The organism is Bradyrhizobium sp. SYSU BS000235, from assembly GCF_049747295.1.
In the GTDB taxonomy this organism is placed as follows: Bacteria; Pseudomonadota; Alphaproteobacteria; order Rhizobiales; family Xanthobacteraceae; genus Afipia.
The window spans coordinates 4900549-4921600 of record NZ_JBMHJM010000001.1 but is presented as its reverse complement, the minus strand read 5'-3'; the positions used below and the strand labels follow the sequence as shown (position 1 = coordinate 4921600).

Genomic DNA, 21052 nt, shown 5'->3' with positions numbered 1-21052 from the left:
AACACGCGGCGTTTTCAACGCCGCCAAAAATGCTACACAACAACAACTATGCGAGAACAAACTGATGCCTGCCACTAACAAGATCGCGCTGTTTATTGACGGTGCCAATTTATATGCCACCGCCAAGACGCTTGGTTTCGACATCGACTACAAGCGGCTTCTGCTTGAATTTCAGAGCCGCGGTACGTTGGTGCGGGCGTTCTACTATACCGCGATCATCGAGGATCAGGAGTACTCGTCCATCAGGCCGTTGATCGATTGGCTCGACTACAACGGCTATACCGTCGTCACCAAGGCCACCAAGGAATTCATCGACGCCAGCGGTCGCCGCAAGGTGAAGGGCAACATGGATATCGAGCTTGCCGTCGATGCCATGGAGCTCGCCGAACATATCGACCAGATGGTTCTATTCTCCGGCGATGGAGATTTTCGTTCGCTCGTTGAAGCCGTGCAGCGGCGCGGCGTGCGCGTCACTGTTGTTTCCACCATCGCCAGCCAGCCTCCGATGATCGCCGACGAATTGCGTCGTCAGGCGGATGTCTTTACTGATCTGGTACAGCTACAAGCAAAGCTCGGCCGCGACCCGAATGAACGCCCTGCTCCTCGGGAGCCCCGCGAGCCGCGTCAGCATACGCCGCAATTCCTGCAGCGAAGCACCAGTACGATTGCACCACGAGGCGATGACGAAGAGTTCGACGACTAAAGCAAAAGGTTCGCGGCAGCAGCAGGTCAATGCCGCTGCCGCCAATCACTCCGTCCCCGACCACGACTGCCCCCTCTGCCCGCGGCTTGCAGCTTTCCGTCACGCCAATCAGGCTCGCGAACCGCTCTGGTTCAACGGACCGGTCGACTCCTTCGGCAGCCGCGAGGCAGCTCTGTTGATCGTAGGCCTCGCGCCGGGCATGCAAGGCGCCAATCGCACCGGCCGCCCTTTCACTGGCGATTATGCCGGCGACCTGCTCTACGAAACATTGCTTGAATTCGGCTTTGCCAAGGGCGTTTACGACAAACGCCCGGATGATGGCATGACGCTGGTCAACGCCCGCATCACCAACGCCGTGCGCTGCGTGCCGCCGCAGAACAAACCGCTGCCCGCGGAAATCAACACCTGCCGCACATTTTTCAATGCCACGCTGGATGACATGCCGAACGTGCGCGCGGTTGTCTTGTTAGGCCGCATCGCCCATGACACCACGCTGAAAGCGCTCGGCATCCGCGCGGTAAGTGCGCCCTTTGCCCACGGCGCCATCCACGACGCGGGACGCTTCAAGCTCTACGACAGCTATCATTGCTCGCGTTACAACACGAACACCGGCGTCCTTACGCCCAAAATGTTCAAGAGCGTGTTCGCAAAGGTGCTGGCCGATCTGGCAAAATAGAACTCCAGTCCTGATTGAATCAGAACTGGAGCTCTCAATTCTATTTTGGCGAAACGCTCTAAGCCGGGTTGGCTTGCAGCCACTCCAGCACATCACCCGCATTCCGATCCGGCGGAAACACCGGATAGAACACATGGGTGATCTTGCCGTTGTCGATGATCAGCGCCAGACGCTTGATCAGCGTCAGCCCGGCAACGTCCATCGTCGGCAGATTGAGTGCGCGCGTCAACGCAAGGTCGCTGTCGGACAACACCTGAAACGGCACGTGCAGCCGCTCGACCATCTCGCGTTGATAATCGGTGTCCTGCGTCGAGATGCCGAACACATGCTGAGCGCCCGCTTCTTTCAAATCCTTGAACAGATCGCGGAACGAGCAGGTCTGCGGCGTACATCCACGGGCGCCGGGGATCATATCCCAGTCATCCACCAGGCCGATCTTGCCGGGCTCTCCCGTCCGCGGGTAGGCAAACAGCACCACCCGCCCTGACAGCGATGACAGCGTGACCGAACTGCCGTCGGTCGCGCGCAAGGCAACCGCCGGAATCGCCGTGCCCTTGAGATGCTTGGCCGCGCCATCGTCGACCGGCGCCGGAATCGTGCTCCAGTCGACGCCCATCAAATTCGGCTGATTCATCGTGTTATCCTCTTGCCCTCAGCAGGCGGCCCTTTTCGCGCGACCAGTCCCGCTTCTTTTCAGTCTCGCGCTTGTCGTGCAGCTTCTTGCCTTTCGCCAGGGCGAGTTGAAGCTTCAATTTGCCGTGCTCGTTGAAATACATCTTGAGCGGAATGAGCGTCATGCCCTCGCGCTCGATCGCGCCGATCAGCTTGTTGATCTGCTTCCTGTGCAGCAGAAGTTTGCGCGACCGTTTCGGCTCGTGATTGAAACGATTGGCCTGCAGATATTCTGGAATGTTGGCGTTCACGAGCCAGATCTCGCCGCCCTTGGAATCTGCGTACGATTCCGCAATCGTGCTCTTGCCATTACGCGCCGACTTGACCTCGGTCCCCGTCAGCACGACGCCCGCCTCGACGGTGTCTTCGATGGCGTAGTTGAACCGCGCCTTGCGGTTCTCGGCCACGACCTTGATCGGACGCTCTTTCTTTTCAGCCATCGGTGCCTCGGTGCGTAGTCAGGCGAAGAAAACAGGCTCGCGTGAGAACGCAATCCTTCAGATTGAGACTGACGGGCTGTCAGGACATCTGGCTTCTAGATAGTCATTTTACTTCGATTTCAAAAGATCCCGGATCTCGGTGAGCAATTCCTGATCTTTTGACATCTTATCTGGCTCTGGCGGCGCAGTCTCTTGCTTGGCCTTCAGCTGGTTCATGAGGCGAATGACGATGAACAGGACGAAAGCCACGATCATGAAATTCAGCGTCAGGGTGAGGAAGCTTCCCCATGCCAGCACTGCGCCCTGTTTCTTGGCATCGGCGAGGTTGGTCGCCGTGACCGCCTTCGACAGCGGCGTGAAGTAGTTGGAGAAGTCGAGACCGCCGGTGATCGCACCGATGATCGGCATGATCACGTCGCCGACCAAGGAGTTGACGATCGCGCCAAACGCTGCGCCGATGATGACGCCGACAGCCAGATCGACAACATTGCCCTTCAGGGCGAACTTCTTGAACTCCTCAAGCATCGGCAATCTCCCCTTCCCGCATTGGCGCGGATCAGTTGATCAGCCCCGCGTGAACCATTGCATCGCGGATGGCTTTGCCGGTCGGCGGCGTCACGGGCACCAACGGCAGACGAACTTCCTCTTCGAGGCGGCCCAGCAGCTTCAGGCCGTGCTTGGCACCCGCAAGCCCCGGCTCCTTGAAGATGGCATCATGCAACGGCACCAGCCGGTCTTGGAGGTGAAGTCCCGTCGCGTAGTCCCCCTTCAGCACCGCCGACATCAGATCAGCGCAGAGCTTCGGCGCCACGTTGGCAACAACCGAAATGCAGCCGTGACCGCCCGCCGCCATGTAGGCGAGCGCTGTCATGTCTTCACCGGAGAGCTGGATGAAGTCCGGTCCCATGGCGTGACGCTGCTGTGAGACGCGCGCGAGATTGGCGGTGGCATCCTTCACGCCCGCAATGTTCTTCAGCTCGAACAGCCGGGCCATCGTCTCGACCGACATGTCGACGACCGAGCGCGGCGGGATGTTGTAGATAAAGATCGGAATCCCGATCGCATCATTCACCGCCTTGAAATGCTGATACATCCCTTCCTGGGTCGGCTTGTTGTAGTACGGCGTCACCACCAGCACGGCGTCAGCGCCTGCCTTCTCCGCGTGCTTCGCAAGATCAACCGCCTCGCGTGTTGAATTCGAACCCGCACCGGCAATCACCGGCACGCGGCCCTTGGCCTCCTCGATGCACAACTCGACGACCCTGTTGTGCTCTGCGTGGCTCAACGTCGGGCTCTCGCCGGTGGTGCCGACCGGAACCAGACCGCTCGATCCTTGCTCGATCTGCCAGTTCACCAGCGCACGCAGCGCAGCCTCGTCCACGGCGCCGTTTTTGAATGGCGTCACCAAGGCGGCATAGGATCCCTGGAACTTCGTCTTGGTTGCCATTGTCTGTCTCCGAACGCGTGTCGCTTCTTATTCTGAAAAGAAAAAAGGTTACCGATTGATAACGAGTCCCAGCCCATGATGAAAGGGTCATGGGCTCAGGCTGACCCGGGAAGCCCCCGGATCGGTCGCATCAGCCGCGATTTTGCCGTGGTGTTGCGGCAGGGTACCGGTTCTAACACATTTGATGTTTTGTCCACATAATCAATCCAATAGACTTGAAGGCGCGCGGCATTGCATGATTCGCCACCCAGGTTTGCAGTGACATCGTTTCTTGCCCCGTCCTCCGGTGTCCTGGCAGCGCTGCGCAGCACGTTCGTGCTGGGTGCGGCCGTCGCGGTTTTGGCATCACAGGGCGCATCAGCAGGCGTGCCACTGCCGAAGCCCCGGCCAATTTCCCGCAGCGTGACGCCCCACACGGCCCCGCCGCAATCGCTACAACACACCGCGCACACCCAGCCCGCCCCCGCAGCGCCCAAAGGCCCGGAACGCACCGTGGCAACGCGGCCTGTGGCGCCGCCGCCGAAAAAGCCATCCATATCCCTTGCCCTGTCATCGACGTCGTCGACGTCTCGGGCGGATATGGAAACGCTCGAGCAGGTCATCGAGCTGGTCCGAAACAAGAAACAAACCGACGCCACGCAGCTCGAGGCTTCGCTCACCGACCCGGTCGCGCGCAAGCTCGCTGAATGGCTCATCCTGCGCAGCGACAACAACGGCGCGCCAATGGAGCGCTATCGCGCCTTCCTCACCGAGAATCCGACCTGGCCTAGCCAGGTCTTTCTTCGCCGCCGCGCGGAGGCAGCGCTGTGGGACGACAAGCGCGACGACGCGACAGTCCTTGCCTTTTTCGGAGGTGATCAGCCCACGACGTCCAAAGGACGCTTCATGCTGGCGCGCGCGCTGCTCGCCCGCGGAGATCGGCACAGCGCTGAACGCTATGTACGTGAAGCATGGCGCAGCGACCAGTTCGGATCCGACACCGAAGAAGCGGCTCTCGCGCAGTTCGGACCGCTGCTGACGGCCGGTGACTACAAAGCCCGCATGGACATGCTGCTCTACGAAAAGGACGGCTCGGAAGCGGCACTGCGTTCTGCCAAGCGGCTCGGCCCTGCCTATGTGGCACTCGCCAAGGCGCGGATCGCCGTCAACCATAAGGCGTCAAATTCCAAGGCGCTGCTCGATGCGGTGCCTCGCGAACTGCACAGCGATCCCGGCTACATGTTCAGCCGCATTCAGTATCTGCGGCGCGAGGACAAAATTGCCGAAGCCGCGCAGCTGATGATGGCCGCACCGCGCGATCCGGCGCGTCTGTTCGATCTCGACGAATGGTGGATCGAGCGGCGTCTGGTCGCACGCAAGCTGCTCGACAACAACGAGCCGCGTTCGGCCTATGTCATCGCCCGCGATGCGGCGCTCCCCAACCGAGACATCTACAAGACCGAGCAGGAATTCACCGCGGGCTGGATTGCGCTCCGCTTCCTCAACGATCCCAATACTGCCGCACAGCATTTCGCCCGCATTGGCGTCAACACCGTCAACCCGACAGCGCTGGCACGTGCAGGCTACTGGCAAGGCCGCGCGGCGGAAGCCGCAGGACGCTCCGGAGAAGCCCGTGCAGCCTATGAAGCTGCGGCCGCGCACTCGACCAGCTATTACGGCCAACTCGCACGCGCGAAGCTGCGCTTGCCGCAAATCGCCATCAACAGTGCTCCGGGCCGGTCACGCGGCGGCGAACGGTTGGAGATCGTCCGAGCGGTCGAAATGCTCTATGCACTCGATGAGCGCGAAATCGCAATTCCCATCCTCGCCGACATGGGCGAGCGTGCAGACATGGACGGCCTTCTGGGCTTGTGCGAACTGGCCCAGCGTCACAACGATGCTCGCGCCATGCTGCTGGTCGGCAAGGCCGCGCTCAATCGCGGCATGCCATTCGACTACTACGCCTATCCGGTGGTCGGCATTCCGCCCTACAAGGATTTCGGACCGGAAGTTGAAAAGCCGATCGTGTTCGCGATCGCGCGGCAGGAAAGCGCATTCAACCCGCGCGTGGTCTCCCCTGCGCAAGCCTACGGCCTCATGCAGGTCACGCCTGCCGCCGGTAAATATGTCGCCAAGAAATACGGCACGACATTCGATTTTAACCGCCTCAAAAACGACCCTGCCTACAATGCGGCCTTCGGTGCGGCCGAGCTTGGCGGGCTGATCGACGATTATCGCGGCTCCTACATCATGACCTTTGCCGGGTATAACGCAGGACGCGGCAGCGTGCGCAAATGGATCGAACGCTACGGCGATCCGCGCGATCCGAATGTGGATGCCGTCGACTGGGTTGAGAAAATCCCGTTTTCCGAGACCCGCAATTACGTCCAGCGCATCATGGAAAACGTTCAGGTCTATCGCGCCAGGTTCGGCGGCGGCAACAAGCTGCTGATCGAAGCGGATCTGCGCCGCGGCGCCGGGGTCGAATAACGCGCTAGTGTCCCGAATCCAAAGTCCGCCTCATCGTGCAGCGCGCTCCATCGCGGACCTTGGATGTGAGTGGACACCGGGAAATCGTCAGAAGGCCGCTGGAAGAGCTCGCAAACGCAATCGGGCGGACTTCTGAACCCATCACGCGAGTTTCCATTCGTCTTACAGGTGTTAAGCTCAATCCTCATGGTGAGGACGTGATTGCGGCTGCACGCCGACCACAAGCCTTTCCTTCTCGCCAGCCCACTATTTGCTCGAGGCTCACAACCGATGTCCGACCCATTCCATGACGTATTCTGCCAGTCAGCCGACGGCCTCAAGCTTCACGCAAAGACCATTGGCCCTGAAGCCAGCCCCGCCCTGCCCGTGCTGTGCCTGCCGGGCCTGACCCGCACAGCCGATGATTTTGACGATATCGGCCGGGCACTGGCTCTCGATCCGGTCGCGCCGCGTCGCGTCGTGTCTATCGATTACCGCGGCCGTGGCTTGTCCGACCACGATCCGGATCCAGCGAAATACACCGTCCCGATCGAGATGGGCGACGTGCTGGCGATCGCGGCTTCGCTCAACATCTCACGCGCCATTGTGCTCGGGACATCCCGCGGCGGCCTGATCTCGATGGCGCTGGCGGCGACACAGCCGCAGTTGCTGGCAGGCGTCATCATGAACGACATCGGCCCCGCGCTGGAAATGGACGGCCTGATGAAGATCAAGGGCTACATCGCCGATCCGCCGCCGCGCAAAACCTGGGAAGAAGCCGCGCGCGGATTGAAGACCCTGTTCGGCGGTGTCTTCCCCTCGCTCACCGATGCCGAATGGATGGCCTGGGCGCACCGCGCGTTTCGCGAGAAGACGGACGGGAGCGGCCTGGAGCGGACCTACGACCTGAGGCTCGCCCAAGGATTCACAAACCTCGATCCCGCCAATCCGCTGCCGGCGATCTGGGAGTTGTTCGACAAGCTCGCGGGTATTCCATTGATGCTCATTCACGGCGGCCTCTCCGACCTGCTGTCGCGGCAAAGCGTGCAGGACATGCAATCGCTGCGTCCCGATATCGATCTGGTGGAGGTGCCCGATCAAGGGCATGCGCCTCTGCTGGCGGACAAGCCGACGATTGATCGAATCAAATCGTTCTGCGTCCGCTGCGATCGTACGGATATATCCGCCTCTTAAGCGTACTTCTTTGCGCCCCGCATGACTTCAGCCGCATGCGGAGCAACAACGGCGCACAATCTATATCAGACAAAGAAAACCCCCGGCGGTTTCCCGCCGAGGGCCGTGAGCAATTCAGATTGTCACCGCCCTTAGGCGATCACGATCAGAAGGTGCGGCGAACGCGGACGTTGCCGGACCAGATGCCCTGATCCTTGAACTCGTAAGCACCCGGTGGCTTGAACGTGTTCGGGATACCCGGAGTGCTGGTCAGATTGATGCCACCGGTGTTCGACTGATCGAGCACCGTGTACATCACTTCGCCGGAGAACGTCAGGTTCCGGACCGGGGTCCAGGCTGTACGCGATCCGACCTGCCAGATGTTGAAGTCCGGGTTGCAGGAGAATCCGGCGGTAGGCGTCGCGCCGGCAGCAGCTGCAGTGATTCCCAGACGGTTGCAGATCAAAAGCGAAGACGCACCGTTGTAGTCGACATTGGTGTAGCTGCCGAACACGCTGGTTTCCCAATTCGGAGTCCAGTTGTGCACGAACGCACCGCGGAAGCCCCACACCTTGGTCTTCTCGATGCTGGTACCAGTGCCGAACACGCCGTCGAACAAGCCAGCGAAAGCGAGGCTGTTGTAGAAGCCGTTATCGCCGCCGCTGAAGTGGTCGAAGCCGTTGCCGGTCACGCCGCTGATAACGTACTTAGGCGCACCGTCGGTGTAGGTGGCATCGATCGACAGTTTGTCGCCGGGGCCGGTTATCAGGTTCTTCAACTGAAGGCCGCCCGACACTGCGAAGCCCCATTCGTCACCTGGATGGCCGTTGGTTTCGATGCCGGTCGTCCCGTTCGGGTTGGCATAGTAGGACGCATGAAGATTGTGTGCCGCAGCCGAGAACTGGAAGGTGAACGCAGCCTGATCGACACGGATGTTACCGACGATATCCGGAGCGACGTTGCCGCCGGTTGCGCCGAGACTCGTCAATGCCGAGCCGCCCTGAGCACCCTGGAAGAAGGTGCCAAGACCTGTGATCGCAAGGCCCGAGTTGAACAACGGAGCACGGTTGATCACGCGGTTGTCTTCAACACCGATCTGCGCCGACACGCCATTGCCGAACTGCCAGGTGTAGGCAGCCTGGGTAATGCCCGTCGCGTTGTCGTAACCGCCGATCGTGTACGAGGTGTTCTGGTTGCCACCGTAAGCACCCCATGGCGTCTGGAAGCCCGAGATCGCCTTACCGAAGGTGAAGCCTGCAAACTGGACGAACGCAAAATCAAGAGTGATGTTGCCTGACGACGGAGTGGAGCCCGTCGAGTTTTCGAAGTTGCTCGACCAGTAAGTACGTACAACGCCATATTCAGTGGCGGTGCGGGTGTCGATGTTCAGCTGAGCGCGCGAGCGGGTCGTGAAGTAATCCATGTCCCGGCTGCCGGTGTCGAGGGCGTTCGAGTACGCCGTCGCATTGGACTGACCAGGAGCGCCGCCGTGATCCCAGCCCGGCTTGTTGTAGTTGCCGGCGAGGAAGTTAGCGTCGGCCTGGATGTAGCCGCCGAATTTGATACAGGTGTCGGTGCCGGGGATATAGTAGAAGCCGGCGCCATAAAGGGAGCAAATCTTCACGTATTCAACGGCTTTCGCCTTGACTGGAAGATCAGCTGCCTGTGCCCCGGTGATCGCAGCAATACCCGCTGCAGACCCCAGGATAAGGGTCTTCATCTTGCTCATAAAACCTCCAAGTTTGTTTGAGAGACTTGGCACTTCCCCACGCCGCGGATGCCGCCCGCCGCGTGGTTCTTCCAAATCTCCGCTAGCCGCTTGGTGGCCGCACGCCCTCAACGCTCCCGCATGAACGCGAGCGACTAAAGCGAAACCACCTAACGGGACGACCTCGGGATGCCCCCCTACGTCGCTGTGTCGACCATTACTCAAGGTTCATAAACGCGCAACAAAGGAGCGCCATGAAACGGAGCCGTTCCAGCCGTTTTTGGAGACGTGTTGCACAAAGAACACGCGATGACACACTCAGCCCTCTCGTAAACACCTGAAATAAAACAAGTATTCCAAGGACGCATAACACTGCCGGCGGAGGTATCCGAGGAAAGACTGAGGCAAGCAGCAGCCACTTAGAGGGAAAGTGCTGCGAATCAAACGCGTCAGAGTCGTTGACTCACGGCCCAGTCAAGAAGAGCGGCGTGCAATTTGAGATCATCGCGACTTAATGATTGGGCGCTGTCAACGCGTGCGGAAACTACGAGCCTACAAAGGTTCGATCTGGATGTGTTCCGGTCCGGCACCGGACAGATATCGATCGTACATCGCGCGATAGGCCGCCTCGATATGTTTCACGTAGGACGACATATCGAAGAGCTGTCCCGATATCCGATTGACAGAAAGCTTGTGCCTCATCGCAGCAAGCTCGTCCGGTTGTGCAGCCAATTCGGTTGCAGCGGCGATGTACGCATCATTCGTTGTCGTGATGAGTTCGTCGAGGCCAACAGCGTTGACGAGGCTCGCGCCGACACAAGATGGAAATGCCTCTCCTGCACGCGTCAGCACCGGAAGCCCGGCCCACAAGGCATCACTCGCGGTGGCATGGGCATTATAAGGCCACGTATCGAGGAACAAGTCCGCAGCGCGGTACCGCGCCAAATGTTCATCGAGGGTTTCCGTTCTGCCAGCGAATATCAAGCGCGACGGATCGACGTCACGTGCGGCGGCTTCTTTCCTGAGATTGGCCGTCGCCATCGAGTTACCATCGGCCAGCCAAAGCACGCTGCCGGGCGTAGTCTTCAGGATCGTCATCCAGCAATCAAACACGCGCGGATTGAATTTGTAGCTCGCGTTAAAGCAGCAGAAAACGACGCCCGTTTCCGGCAATCCCAATTCCGAGCGCGAAAACAGTTTGTCGGCGATCGTGCGCTGCGTATCCTGCGGCATGAACGATCCTGGCAACGCGACGATCTTCTCCCGATAGTAAGCACGATGCGCCGCAGGAATCGTCACGCGGTCCGCGATCAGATAATCGATGTCATCCGATCCAAGCGTGCCGGGATATCCAAGGTAGTTGATCTGAATCGGCGCAGCACGGGCAGCGAAAATGCCGGGCCGGCTGCTTTGGGTCATGCCCATCAGATCAATCGCGATGTCGATTTCGAGCTCACGTGCAAGCGAGGCGATGGCAACGTCGCTCTTGTCACGAACGTCGAGAAATTTGTCGAAGGCAGCTTCAAGCCGCTTTCTCATAGGGTCTTGCGTGTCAGGTCCGAACGAAAAGGCCGTGACCTGAAATCGCGAGCGGGTATGCCGCTCGAACAGCTCCGCGCACAACAGCGCTACCGGATGGATCCGGAAATCGGCGGAAAAGTATCCGATGCGGAGCACGTCGTGGCGCGGAAGCTTTGAGATGGCAGGCGTAGCGTAATTCCGCGTAACCCTGGCAGCCGTGAAAGCCTCCGCCGCGCGTCCTTGCAGATCCGGATCATCGAGCAGTGCGAACAAGTTAAAGGGGGCCGACGCCTTGCGACCGTCCTTCAGCCTGCTTTCGAGTTCCGCGACCCGTGCGTCCCAATCGGTCCAATCACACGTATAGAGCTTGGTGCTCAGCCAGTTCCCAAATAGAAAATCGTAGTCGGGATCGATGGCAAGCGCCGCCGAATAACTTTCATCCGCCTCGTCGAAACGCTTCAACCCGACGAGTACGCTGCCCCGGCTGACAAGCGCGTCCACATTCCTTGGATCGAGTTTAACAGCGCGATCGAAGCTTGTAACGGCATCGTCCTGAAGACCTGCCCGGCTCAGCGTCTTGCCGCGCTCGAGATACGCCTCAGCATCGCGCGCATTCAGGTGAATAACCGTGTCATAGCTCGCGACCGCCTCACGAAAGCGTCCGAGGTCGTTCAGCAAACCGCCCCGATTGATGTGCGCCGCGCGAAAGTCGGGCTTGGCGGCGATGGCCTTGTCATAACTAGCTAGAGCGTCTTCAAGACGGCTGAGGTGCCGGAGTGTTTTCGCCCTGTTGTAATGGGCGTCGGGGTAGCCCGGCGCGACCGCAATTGCCTTGTCGTAGCTCGCCAGGGCCTCTTCGTATCGATCCAGACGCGCCAGCGCGTTGCCACGATTGCTGAGGGCATCAACGGCCCTGTTCTCAAGCCTGATCGCTGCATCGTAAGCAACCACCGCATCAGCGAAGCGCTCCAGATCGAACAAAACGTTGCCGCGGCTGACATGCGCCTCCGTCAATCGGGGTTCGATGGTGAGTGCCTTGTCGTAGGCGTCGAGCGCGTCACCAAAACGTTTGAGGCCGTTGAGCGCGTTCCCACGATTGCAGTGGGCCCCGGCATCCCGCGGCCTCAACGCAATCACCTTGTCGAAGCAGGCGAGCGCATCTTCAAAACGGTCCAGACTATAGAAACCCGCTCCGAGATTCCCGATCGCAGAGACCGCGGCCGGATCAAGCGCGAGCGCTTTTTGGATCAGTTCGATGCCGCGTTCGGCACGATCGGTCTGCAGCGCAATCACGCCGGCCAGGTGCAAAGCATCAAAGTGGTTCGGCTCGGATTTGAGGACCTGCTTGTACAGGGCCTCTGCCTCGCGAAGGCGCCCCTGTTGGTGGGCGGTGAGCCCCTGCCTGAATTTCTCCTGAGCCGACAAATGCAGCTGCCGCGAATGAGGAGGCCAACATGGCTCCAGGAAAATAATCTAATATTTTCAAAAGTTTAGCAAAAGTGGCGGAGACGGAGGGATTCGAACCCTCGATACCCTTTTCAAGGTATGCTCATTTAGCAAACGAGTGCCTTCAGCCGCTCGGCCACGTCTCCTGCGACGTCCCGTATGCCTCACCCTGCCCGGCGCTGCAAGCCTGAAGGTCACCATCGAACACAAACTTGTTTAAGGTGATCGCCCGCTCCGGTATCGGCACCAGCATGACGGGCGGAACGCGAATGTTCGCACGATTTGTGCCTGCCGGCACGTCGGACAGATCAAGCCCTGGTTGCGCAATGTGATCTTCAGCGAGAACGACACGCGTCGCGATGACGCCCCCGACAAGTTCGAAGACGATCGTTGCGTCATCAGATCGCCGCTTCTTCGTGGCGGCATGGACGACGGATGATCGCGTCAAGCGGCAGGAGGTTCATCGTGGAGTCGCTTCTTGGGCCACAGAGAAACCCGCCGGATGGCCTGTGATGCGCTTGAGGCTCGCGCCTGCTGATGAGCCCTGTGAGATCGGTGCTCCGCAGAGCGAAGCGGTGCACGCGGTCTCAACGTGCTGAGATGCCCCCGAGGCATCCCCGCGATCCGACGACCTCTCACCGGGCGAACTGCTCTGCGACGTCCGTCCGTTCAGTGCGCCGTCATCCAGGCCCGCGCTTCGCGCTGAGCGATTGCGATGTCGGCGTCTGACATCAACTCGGCGACCTCACGGCGCAGCGGGATGGCGTCCGTGCGTCCCTTGAGCGCTGCAAGGTTGAACCACTTGTGGGCGGCGATCAGATCGACCTCACCACCGCGACCGCTCGAATAGAGCATGCCGAGATCAAACAGCGCATCGCCATTTGCATCAACTTCCACCGGCATCGCTGTGCCGACATTGATCGTTCCCTGAAACATCCTGCCTCTCCGTGTCCCGCCGCGTGCGGCTGTTAAGATCAGCCGCAGCGAGCGCGGCCCCTGTCCTTAGTCCGTTTGACATTTCTTTCGCGTTGTCCGGTTGTCCGTCGCCGCGAAAGCCCCTCGCCGTTTGCCGGCTTGTTGAGGCAAATATGGCCCGTAAAATTTGAAGAGCAGTTTAAGTATCGCGATGAACGGAATCTGAACGCGGGAACCGGCCCTGCGCCGAGGAATCGCAGAAACGCCCGTTTTTCAGGGGTTTCTTGAAAGCCGTAAACATCGATTCACCGTGACGGTTGGCGAACCGATAACCATCGGCGGAGCTCGCCAAATTGCGGAAGCTGGCCAGGCTTCATGCCGGCAGCCAGACCACGACGTCGCGTGACGTCCGCAGAGATGAGCCTAATGGGAAGTATGAGTTGAGAGGTTGGCCCGACGGGCCAGAGGAGCTCTTGAGGAACCGCGCCTCACAGGAACTGCACTTCGTAGGTGCTGCCACTCATAAGACGAGGGCGTCGGTGAACACACCCGGGTCGAGATTTCGTCATGCAGGTTGCCGAAGCACCCTGCCAACGAAAATGCGGAGAACCCGCAACAAACGAAGAGCCGCTTGAGCTCCTCTGCCTGATCCGTCCGTTGAGAAGGTCATGCCCCCTCCGTACCCTGATCAGACCGTCTCGCCGGATGTCTCGCCGACACCCTCTTTCGTCGACCAGAACCACCGCTTTAAGTTTCGTCCTTATGGACGAACAAGCTCGGCGGCTCTTGTGACGTCGCCGGCATCAACCTGCCGACTTATTCCATAAGGCGAAGCCTTACTTCTTCTTCTTGGCGACCTTGCGGGTCTTCTTGGCAGTCTTCTTCACTGCCGACTTTGCCTTCTTTACGGTCTTCTTCGCCTTCTTCGCTTTCTTGGCCATGTTGCCCTCCTAAATGAGTGAGATGGCTTAATCGCTGTGTGCACTCGGGAATCGAAATGCACTTCAATCGGATTACACCAACGCGATCAAAAAAACAGCGTCCCGCTTAAGGAAACGTTTACGCCCGAGGCACAACTCCCAACGCAAGCACGTCGTGCGAACTCTTCGACGCGCATGCAAGACAACAAGCATCTCACTTGAATTGCAAATACGACGACGCATCCAACATCAAAGAAGTGACTGTGCCCCAGCGGTTTCTTTCATCGCGATGCAAACGATGCGAGCGCGATCGAATGCAAATGCAAAACGTTTCAACAGACAAAAAGTACCTCGCGCGAACTCTGAGTCGCGTTTTTTGGCAACGAAAATATTTTCGTGAAAAACTGCTTTTCGCGCGATGATTGCTCGCAAGGGTGCCCTTTTTGGGCGAGTCCGGGGAAGCCGATTCGCACACCGGCTCTCTGCGGCGGAGACCTTTGAGGCGCGTCCAAGGTCCAAAGACGGTCATCGTCGAGACGAAAATCAGAGCGAGAGAGTGCCCGTCGACGCGGCAAACGACATCGCGCATCGTTGCATGATGCGCGGTGTCAGTGATGTTCAGAGACCAAGTTTGGTCTTGAGGATGTCGTTCACCGCCTGCGGATTGACCTTGCCGCCGGATGATTTCATCACCTGACCGACGAACCAGCCGACCAGTTGAGGCTTCGCCTTCGCCTGCTCAACCTTGTCGGGATTGGCCGCGATGATGTCGTCGACCACCTTTTCGATCGCGCCGAGGTCGGTGACCTGCTTCATGCCGAGGCTGTCGACCAGCGACTTCGGATCGCCGCCCTTGGTCCAGACGATCTCGAACAAGTCCTTTGCGATCTTGCCGGAGATGGTTCCCTCTCCGATCAGATCGACGATCGCCGAGAGCTGGCTCGCGGAAACGGGCGAGGTCGCGATATCGCCGCCTTCCTTGTTGAGACGGCCAAACAACTCATTGATCACCCAGTTCGCCGCCAGCTTTCCGTCGCGCGCCTTGTCGGTAAGCTTGGCGAGCACGGCTTCGTAGAAGTCGGCGCTCTCCCGTTCGGCGACAAGAACGCTGGCGTCATAAGGCGTTAGCCCGAATTCCTCGATGAAGCGTGCACGCTTCTCATCCGGCAATTCCGGAAGCTTCGCCTTCAGTTCTTCGACAAAGGCGCTCGTGAATTCGAGCGGCAGCAGATCCGGATCGGGGAAGTAACGGTAGTCGTGCGCCTCTTCCTTGGAGCGCATCGACCGCGTCTCTCCCTTGTTGGGATCGTACAGCCGGGTTTCCTGCTCGATGACGCCGCCGTCTTCGAGAATATCGATCTGCCTTCGAGCCTCGTACTCGATGGCCTGCCCAATGAAACGGATCGAGTTGACGTTCTTGATCTCGCAACGCGTACCGAATGGTTCACCCGGCTTGCGCACGGAGACGTTGACGTCCGCACGGAGGTTGCCCTTCTCCATGTCGCCGTCGCAGGTGCCAAGGTAGCGGAGGATGGAGCGCAGCTTGGTGACGTAGGCCCGCGCCTGTTCGGCCGAACGCATGTCCGGCTTGGAGACGATCTCCATCAACGCCACACCGGATCGGTTCAAATCGACGAACGACATGGTGGGGTTCTGATCATGCAGCGACTTGCCGGCATCCTGCTCGAGGTGCAGCCGCTCGATGCCGACGGAAATGCTTTCCCCGTCACCTGTGTCGACGATCACCTCGCCCTCGCCGACGATCGGCGACTTGTACTGGCTGATCTGATAACCCTGCGGCAAATCCGGATAGAAATAGTTCTTCCGGTCGAAGGTCGATTTCAGATTGATCTGCGCCTTCAGGCCGAGGCCGGTGCGGACCGCCTGCGCAACGCACTCCTCATTGATGACGGGCAGCATGCCGGGCATCGCCGCGTCCACCAGAGACACGTGATCGTTCGGCTGGCCGCCGAATTCGGTCGAGGCGCCGGAGAACAGTTTGGAATTCGAGGTCACCTGGGCGTGGACTTCCAGGCCGATGACCATTTCCCAATCGCCGGTGTGGCCCTTGAGGAGCTTTGAAGATTTGACAGGTGCGTTCATGAGGCACTTCTACCCCGCGCGCGCGGGGTAGAAAACCCCTGGAATTTTCAATTCTAGTGGCCCGGTTCTGACATTCGTATGAGTTTGCGGTTAGCTCGTTTACGAATGTCAGAACCTAAGGGACACTAGCAAGAATATGAATCTAGTGCGGTTTTGGATCTGACGTTCGTATGATGGACCAGCGGTTATACCGATACGAACATCAGATCCACCGCACTAGCTCATAGGCTTGCGGCGGATTTCCGGAAAGCCGGATTGGCGCCCGCGGGGGCTTCTAACGGGCTAGGCCCACCAGTGCTTTGGGGTGAAGCTTCCGGCAGCCTGCTCGATCACTGCGCCGAGCGAGAACAATGCCTCCTCGTCGAACGGACGGCCGATCAACTGCAAGCCGAGCGGCAGCCCCTGCCCGTCTTTGCCGGCAGGCACGGCGATGCCGGGCAATCCCGCCATGTTCACCGTCACCGTGAAGATGTCGTTGAGATACATCTCGATCGGATCGGCCTTACCCTTCTCGCCGATGCCGAACGCTGCGGACGGTGTTGCCGGTGTCAGGATCGCATTCACGCCTTGCGCGAACACATCCTCGAAATCCTTCTTGATCAGCGTGCGGACCTTCTGAGCCCGCAGGTAGTAGGCATCGTAATAGCCGGCCGACAGCACATACGTCCCGATCATGATACGGCGGCGCACTTCCGGGCCGAAACCTTCGGCGCGGGTGTTCTCGTACATGTCGATGATGGTGCGGCCATTGACGCGAGCACCGTAGCGCACGCCGTCGTAGCGCGCCAGGTTGGACGACGCTTCCGCCGGCGCCACCACGTAATAAGCCGGCAGAGCGTATTTCGTGTGAGGCAGTGACACCTCCACAAGTTCAGCGCCTGCCGCCTTCAGCCAGTCCGCTCCCTGCCCCCACAGCTTCTCGATTTCGCCGGACATGCCATCGAGGCGGTATTCCTTCGGAATACCGATCTTCATGCCCTTCACCGACTTGCCGATCGCGGCTTCATAGTCCGGGACCGGCCGATCAACCGACGTGGTGTCCTTGGGGTCATGACCTGCCATCGAGCGCATCAGGATCGCGGTGTCGCGCACCGTGCGCGCGAACGGTCCGGCCTGGTCGAGCGATGAGGCGAAAGCGACGATGCCCCAGCGTGAGCAGCGGCCATAGGTTGGCTTGATTCCGACAATGCCGGTGAACGCGGCGGGCTGGCGGATCGAACCGCCGGTGTCTGTCCCCGTGGCACCGAAGCAGAGATTGGCCGCGACCGCGGCCGCCGAACCACCGGACGAACCGCCCGGAACGAGGTTCGTGTCCGAACCTTCCCGCCGCCAGGGATTGATGACGGGACCGAATGCCGACGTCTCGTTCGACGAGCCCATCGCAAACTCGTCGTTGTTCAGCTTGCCGAGCATCACCGCGCCGTCGCGCCACAACTGCGAGGTGACGGTGGATTCATAGGGCGGGATGAAGTTGCCGAGAATCTTCGAACATGCCGTGACGCGCACACCGTTGGTGGCGAACAAGTCCTTTACCCCGAGTGGAATACCCGCAAGCGGACCGGCTTCGCCCTTTGCGATCTTGGCGTCCTGCTCGCGCGCCTGAGCCCGGGCCTGATCCGGTGTCTCGAGCACATACGCGTTGAGCGCCCGCGCCTTCTCCATGGCGGCGAGATGCGCATCGGTCAGTTCCAGAGCGGTGAAGGATTTCTGCGTGAGGCCCTCACGGGCATCCGCAAGCGTCAGCGAAGTCAGATCAGTCATTCATCAACCGGGTCGCAGGAAAAGGGGGATTTGTTCTTGAGCTTTTCGGCGTCGCTCTTCTGGATTTCTTCGATCAGCATATCCATCGCCTTGTCGGGATCGGCGACTTGTCCCGCGCGCTCCATTGCATCGAGATATTGCAGGTAGGCGGCATAGGACTTTTCGTCATCGCACAGCAGGCACATGGCATTGCCTCACGAGTATGGTGGAGGAGTTATTCGACAACCTTCGGCACCAGAAAGAAATGATCTTCGGTCACCGGCGCGTTGGCCAGCACCTTGTCGGGGATTTCGCCGTCATTGACGACATCCGCGCGCTTTTTCATCTCCATCGGCATGACAGAGGTCATCGGCTCGATCCCGTCGACATTCACTTCCGACAGCTGTTCGACGAACGCCAGAATAGCATTCAACTCGCCCTGCAGATGGGCCACTTCCTCATCCTTGACGGCAATGCGCGCAAGATGCGCGATCCGGCGGACGGTGGCGGTATCGACTGACATATCCAGGAGACTCCGGGGCGACTGCTCTGTTCCGCCCGCCCTATAGAGCATTTTGGCGCGGATCGCCAACGTCAAATGATCCCGGGCGATCAGGACGCCGGGAAATAATGGCAGAAACTTCAAAAGGTTGTGCGACCCAGCCCTGGTGTCCCGAATCCGGAATTCGCCGGGATCAGGGCTGCTCGTTCCGGGAAACGGCGTTTTTCAGTGTCTCGAATGGCGACTGGTTGTCTTCGGTGTACAGCGTGACAATGCTGTAGATCTGGTCAACCCGATCACCGGAGCGCGTGAAAGGCAGCAGCAGCCGTTCATACTGCACGCTTGCGCCGTTTTCGTCTTGGACAACGGTCGAATTGAACGCAGGTAACCGCAGATCGACCACGCGACGGTAGGTTTTCAACCCTCTTTCGCGAATAGACGGCTCCATGACGTCATTCAGATAAAGCCCGACGCAATTGCGATTGTTCATGCGATCGATGTCGGAGCCTTGATACCGAATCAAGTAGCGGGGCTCACCGTCCTGCCGCTCAACATCGAGCAACAACAGCTTCTCGCGTAACCGGGCGAGATCTTCATCGTGAACGGCGGATGCAAGCGGCAGCACCTCTCCCCGTTTCGAGCGGTCCCATAGCTTAAGCATACCGATTTGCTGAACACAGCGAATACGGTCACGACCGAAAAAGTCGGTTTGATCCTGATTGGTCAAAGGGAGAATCCAGTGCGGGCGAGGCGGTGGATGAATGCGCCGACTCTCGTCAAATCACAACCATAACTTGTGCATGGCGGATTATTTTTAGCGCAGGGCAAATCGCGGAACAGCCTGGCTGCTCGGGTTGCTGCGAAACTGACCAAGCCAGGCGTAGCCGCGAGCGATGAGACGCGTAGACCGGAACCCTCGCCATTCCGTTTTTCCGCGTTATGTCGCCGTCCGCTGCTTGGCGAACCAGCGCCGCAACGCCACCAGCGCCCAGATGGCTTCGACCACACCGAAGGGCCATGCCCCTTGGAGAAAACCGTAGGCCGATCCCAACGCGCAAGCCACGGCGAATCCGAAGATGAACCACGGGCTGCGATCTTCCAGGGCATAGCAGACCAGCATTGCTGTCACGGCAAACAGCCCGAATAACGTCAACCCGTCCACTGCCGATCCCCTCACCGCTTTGCAACGCTTGTACCGCACATGCTATGCGACAACATGCCCGCCTTGATATTACCGCTGATCGAAGCCGTTGCGCACTGGCCATCACGAGGCGCCCTGATCGGGCTCGATCTCGGCACCAAGACCATCGGCGTCGCCGTGTCCGATCCGGACCGCAGACTGGCAACGGGTATAGAAACCATTCACCGCAAGACCTTTACCGCGGATGCCGCCCGGCTGCTTGAACTGGCCAACGAGCGCAAGGTCGCAGGCTTCATCCTTGGACTTCCCATCAACATGGATGGCAGCGAAGGACCTCGGGCTCAGTCGACCCGCGCCTTCGCCCGCAATTTTTCAAAGCTCACCCCCCTCGCGATCGGCTTGTGGGATGAGCGGCTGTCGACCGTCGCCGTCGAGCGCGAGTTGATCGAAATGGATATGAGCCGCGCCAAACGCGCCAAAGTGATCGACGAGCACGCAGCGATCTTCATCCTGCAGGGTGCGCTCGATCGCCTGACGGCACTGGGCCGCTCGGCTGGAGATCAGTGACCGATGCTGCCTGTGGTCGTGGCCATTGTGCCCATATTTCTGCTGATCGTGATGGGTTTCGTCCTGCGTCGTATCCTGCTCAAGGAAGACATATTGTGGAGCGGCACCGAACGGCTCGTTTACTACGTGCTGTTTCCGGCACTGCTGTTCCAGAGCCTCGCCCGGGCCAAGCTTGCGGAAGTCCCCTTCGCGGGCGTCGCAGGAGCCTTGCTCATTGCAGTGTTCCTGATGGTGGCGCTGTGTCTGGCGCTGCGGCCACTGTTGATGAAGCGGCTCGGCGTCAGCGGACCGACCTTCACATCGATCTTTCAGTGTTCCTGCCGCTGGCAGACCTATGTAGGGCTCGCGGTCGCGGGCAGCCTTTACGGCGCTGTCGGCCTCACCCTCGCCTCGGTGGCGATCGTCGCGATGATTCCGGTTCTCAACATCACCGCCGTCTGGGTGCTGGCTCGCTATGCCTCACCCACGCGGCTGTCCTGGCCCCGCATCCTTTTGGCGATCGCCCAAAACCCGTTGATCTGGGGGTGTGCGGTGGGTATGGCGTTCAACCTGTCCGGTCTCGCGCTCCCCTTATGGGCGAATGAATTTCTCGACGCCTTGGGACGTTCGTCACTCGCGCTGGGATTGCTTGTCGTCGGCGCGGGTCTGAAGCTCAAGGGCGTACTGCGTCCAGACGGACCGGCGCTGCTGGGCTGCTTTCTCAAACTGATCGTGATGCCGGCATTCGCCATCTCGCTCGGCATCGCGTTCGGACTTTCAGGTGCGAGCCTGGCGATCGTCGCATGCTGCGCCTCGGTGCCGACCGCATCGAGCGCCTATTTACTTGCGCGCCAGATGGGAGGCGATGCGCCGTTGGTGGCGGAAACCCTGACCCTCCAGACCGTGCTCGCCATCATTACCATGCCGATCGCCATTGCGCTCGTGAAGTAG

The 21052-nt window shown here is 59.7% G+C and carries 20 protein-coding genes and 1 tRNA gene; 6 read left to right on the top strand and 15 right to left on the bottom strand.

Translation table 11 applies throughout. The features are described 5' to 3' along the window. Positions 1-64 precede the first annotated feature (64 nt). Entirely contained in the window at positions 65-703 is a 639-nt protein-coding gene (locus tag ACP0KA_RS23160; protein ID WP_424631053.1) for an NYN domain-containing protein, read from the top strand. Continuing rightward, entirely contained in the window at positions 681-1379 is a 699-nt protein-coding gene (locus ACP0KA_RS23155; RefSeq protein ID WP_424631052.1) for a uracil-DNA glycosylase, read from the top strand. Before ACP0KA_RS23160 ends, ACP0KA_RS23155 begins: the two co-directional genes overlap by 23 nt. Positions 1380-1437: 58 nt before the next feature. Here the strand turns inward: ACP0KA_RS23155 and ACP0KA_RS23150 are convergent, their stop codons facing one another. The 4 genes from ACP0KA_RS23150 to dapA form a co-directional block, all read right to left on the bottom strand. Then, positions 1438-2013, bottom strand: a complete 576-nt coding sequence (locus ACP0KA_RS23150) for a peroxiredoxin (protein WP_424631051.1) — start codon at positions 2011-2013, stop codon at positions 1438-1440. A 4-nt stretch (positions 2014-2017) separates the two neighbouring features. Continuing rightward, the gene (gene smpB, locus ACP0KA_RS23145; protein WP_424631050.1) at positions 2018-2491 is read right to left on the bottom strand and encodes an SsrA-binding protein SmpB; all 474 of its coding nucleotides are present in this window, start codon (positions 2489-2491) and stop codon (positions 2018-2020) included. A 108-nt stretch (positions 2492-2599) separates the two neighbouring features. Next, on the bottom strand, positions 2600-3016 hold the full coding sequence (mscL, locus tag ACP0KA_RS23140) for a large conductance mechanosensitive channel protein MscL (protein WP_424631049.1): 417 nt from the start codon (positions 3014-3016) through the stop codon (positions 2600-2602). Between the two features lie 31 nt (positions 3017-3047). Next, positions 3048-3938 carry a 4-hydroxy-tetrahydrodipicolinate synthase gene (dapA, locus tag ACP0KA_RS23135; protein ID WP_424631048.1) on the bottom strand — a complete coding sequence of 297 codons (891 nt, stop codon included), beginning with the start codon at positions 3936-3938 and terminating at the stop codon, positions 3048-3050. Between the two features lie 231 nt (positions 3939-4169). Here dapA and ACP0KA_RS23130 point away from each other — a divergent pair, with 231 nt between their 5' ends. Together ACP0KA_RS23130 and ACP0KA_RS23125 are read left to right on the top strand one after the other, a co-directional pair. Next, the gene (locus ACP0KA_RS23130) at positions 4170-6407 is read left to right on the top strand and encodes a transglycosylase SLT domain-containing protein (RefSeq protein ID WP_424631047.1); all 2238 of its coding nucleotides are present in this window, start codon (positions 4170-4172) and stop codon (positions 6405-6407) included. A 270-nt stretch (positions 6408-6677) separates the two neighbouring features. After that, positions 6678-7580 (top strand): alpha/beta fold hydrolase, encoded by a 903-nt coding sequence (locus ACP0KA_RS23125; protein ID WP_424631046.1) that lies wholly within the window; start codon positions 6678-6680, stop codon positions 7578-7580. A 145-nt stretch (positions 7581-7725) separates the two neighbouring features. Here ACP0KA_RS23125 and ACP0KA_RS23120 read toward each other — a convergent pair whose 3' ends face one another. From ACP0KA_RS23120 to ACP0KA_RS23070, 11 genes are all read right to left on the bottom strand, one after another. Continuing rightward, positions 7726-9288: a porin gene (locus ACP0KA_RS23120; RefSeq protein WP_424631045.1), complete on the bottom strand. Its 1563-nt coding sequence runs from the start codon at positions 9286-9288 to the stop codon at positions 7726-7728. A gap of 531 nt (positions 9289-9819) precedes the next feature. Further along, on the bottom strand, positions 9820-12213 hold the full coding sequence (locus ACP0KA_RS23115; protein ID WP_424631044.1) for a tetratricopeptide repeat protein: 2394 nt from the start codon (positions 12211-12213) through the stop codon (positions 9820-9822). A gap of 75 nt (positions 12214-12288) precedes the next feature. Continuing rightward, positions 12289-12380 (bottom strand) — tRNA-Ser (locus ACP0KA_RS23110). Continuing rightward, positions 12359-12682: a hypothetical protein gene (locus tag ACP0KA_RS23105; RefSeq protein WP_424631043.1), complete on the bottom strand. Its 324-nt coding sequence runs from the start codon at positions 12680-12682 to the stop codon at positions 12359-12361. The genes ACP0KA_RS23110 and ACP0KA_RS23105 overlap by 22 nt, the downstream gene beginning before the upstream one ends. Positions 12683-12903: 221 nt before the next feature. Then, the gene (locus tag ACP0KA_RS23100; protein WP_424631042.1) at positions 12904-13170 is read right to left on the bottom strand and encodes an SEL1-like repeat protein; all 267 of its coding nucleotides are present in this window, start codon (positions 13168-13170) and stop codon (positions 12904-12906) included. Between the two features lie 1517 nt (positions 13171-14687). Further along, complete coding sequence (gatB, locus tag ACP0KA_RS23095; RefSeq protein ID WP_424631041.1) at positions 14688-16172, bottom strand: Asp-tRNA(Asn)/Glu-tRNA(Gln) amidotransferase subunit GatB; 1485 nt, start codon at positions 16170-16172, stop codon at positions 14688-14690. Between the two features lie 282 nt (positions 16173-16454). Next, positions 16455-17933, bottom strand: coding sequence for an Asp-tRNA(Asn)/Glu-tRNA(Gln) amidotransferase subunit GatA (gene gatA, locus ACP0KA_RS23090; protein ID WP_424631040.1), 1479 nt, complete (start codon positions 17931-17933; stop codon positions 16455-16457). Continuing rightward, positions 17930-18118 carry a hypothetical protein gene (locus ACP0KA_RS23085; RefSeq protein ID WP_424631039.1) on the bottom strand — a complete coding sequence of 63 codons (189 nt, stop codon included), beginning with the start codon at positions 18116-18118 and terminating at the stop codon, positions 17930-17932. The genes gatA and ACP0KA_RS23085 overlap by 4 nt, the downstream gene beginning before the upstream one ends. Positions 18119-18147: 29 nt before the next feature. Further along, on the bottom strand, positions 18148-18435 hold the full coding sequence (gatC, locus tag ACP0KA_RS23080) for an Asp-tRNA(Asn)/Glu-tRNA(Gln) amidotransferase subunit GatC (RefSeq protein WP_424631038.1): 288 nt from the start codon (positions 18433-18435) through the stop codon (positions 18148-18150). Positions 18436-18607: 172 nt separating this feature from the next. Further along, complete coding sequence (locus ACP0KA_RS23075; RefSeq protein WP_424631037.1) at positions 18608-19075, bottom strand: PAS domain-containing protein; 468 nt, start codon at positions 19073-19075, stop codon at positions 18608-18610. 276 nt (positions 19076-19351) lie between these two features. Beyond that, positions 19352-19576, bottom strand: coding sequence for a hypothetical protein (locus ACP0KA_RS23070; RefSeq protein ID WP_424631036.1), 225 nt, complete (start codon positions 19574-19576; stop codon positions 19352-19354). Positions 19577-19630: 54 nt separating this feature from the next. Between ACP0KA_RS23070 and ruvX the strand changes: the two genes are divergently transcribed. Further along, positions 19631-20122, top strand: coding sequence for a Holliday junction resolvase RuvX (gene ruvX, locus ACP0KA_RS23065; RefSeq protein ID WP_424631035.1), 492 nt, complete (start codon positions 19631-19633; stop codon positions 20120-20122). A gap of 3 nt (positions 20123-20125) precedes the next feature. Then, positions 20126-21052, top strand: coding sequence for an AEC family transporter (locus ACP0KA_RS23060; protein WP_424631034.1), 927 nt, complete (start codon positions 20126-20128; stop codon positions 21050-21052).

What these genes read in the sequence shown, in the direction of transcription:
- ACP0KA_RS23085 (WP_424631039.1), bottom strand. Translation starts at nt 18,118, where the DNA reads ATGTGCCTGCTGTGCGATGACGAAAAGTCCTATGCCGCCTACCTGCAA.
- ACP0KA_RS23120 (WP_424631045.1), bottom strand. Translation starts at nt 9,288, where the DNA reads ATGAGCAAGATGAAGACCCTTATCCTGGGGTCTGCAGCGGGTATTGCT.
- ACP0KA_RS23125 (WP_424631046.1), top strand. Translation starts at nt 6,678, where the DNA reads ATGTCCGACCCATTCCATGACGTATTCTGCCAGTCAGCCGACGGCCTC.
- mscL (WP_424631049.1), bottom strand. Translation starts at nt 3,016, where the DNA reads ATGCTTGAGGAGTTCAAGAAGTTCGCCCTGAAGGGCAATGTTGTCGAT.
- ACP0KA_RS23060 (WP_424631034.1), top strand. Translation starts at nt 20,126, where the DNA reads ATGCTGCCTGTGGTCGTGGCCATTGTGCCCATATTTCTGCTGATCGTG.
- gatA (WP_424631040.1), bottom strand. Translation starts at nt 17,933, where the DNA reads ATGACTGATCTGACTTCGCTGACGCTTGCGGATGCCCGTGAGGGCCTC.
- ACP0KA_RS23155 (WP_424631052.1), top strand. Translation starts at nt 681, where the DNA reads ATGACGAAGAGTTCGACGACTAAAGCAAAAGGTTCGCGGCAGCAGCAG.
- smpB (WP_424631050.1), bottom strand. Translation starts at nt 2,491, where the DNA reads ATGGCTGAAAAGAAAGAGCGTCCGATCAAGGTCGTGGCCGAGAACCGC.
- ruvX (WP_424631035.1), top strand. Translation starts at nt 19,631, where the DNA reads ATGCCCGCCTTGATATTACCGCTGATCGAAGCCGTTGCGCACTGGCCA.
- dapA (WP_424631048.1), bottom strand. Translation starts at nt 3,938, where the DNA reads ATGGCAACCAAGACGAAGTTCCAGGGATCCTATGCCGCCTTGGTGACG.
- ACP0KA_RS23075 (WP_424631037.1), bottom strand. Translation starts at nt 19,075, where the DNA reads ATGCTTAAGCTATGGGACCGCTCGAAACGGGGAGAGGTGCTGCCGCTT.
- ACP0KA_RS23150 (WP_424631051.1), bottom strand. Translation starts at nt 2,013, where the DNA reads ATGAATCAGCCGAATTTGATGGGCGTCGACTGGAGCACGATTCCGGCG.
- gatB (WP_424631041.1), bottom strand. Translation starts at nt 16,172, where the DNA reads ATGAACGCACCTGTCAAATCTTCAAAGCTCCTCAAGGGCCACACCGGC.
- ACP0KA_RS23100 (WP_424631042.1), bottom strand. Translation starts at nt 13,170, where the DNA reads ATGTTTCAGGGAACGATCAATGTCGGCACAGCGATGCCGGTGGAAGTT.
- gatC (WP_424631038.1), bottom strand. Translation starts at nt 18,435, where the DNA reads ATGTCAGTCGATACCGCCACCGTCCGCCGGATCGCGCATCTTGCGCGC.
- ACP0KA_RS23160 (WP_424631053.1), top strand. Translation starts at nt 65, where the DNA reads ATGCCTGCCACTAACAAGATCGCGCTGTTTATTGACGGTGCCAATTTA.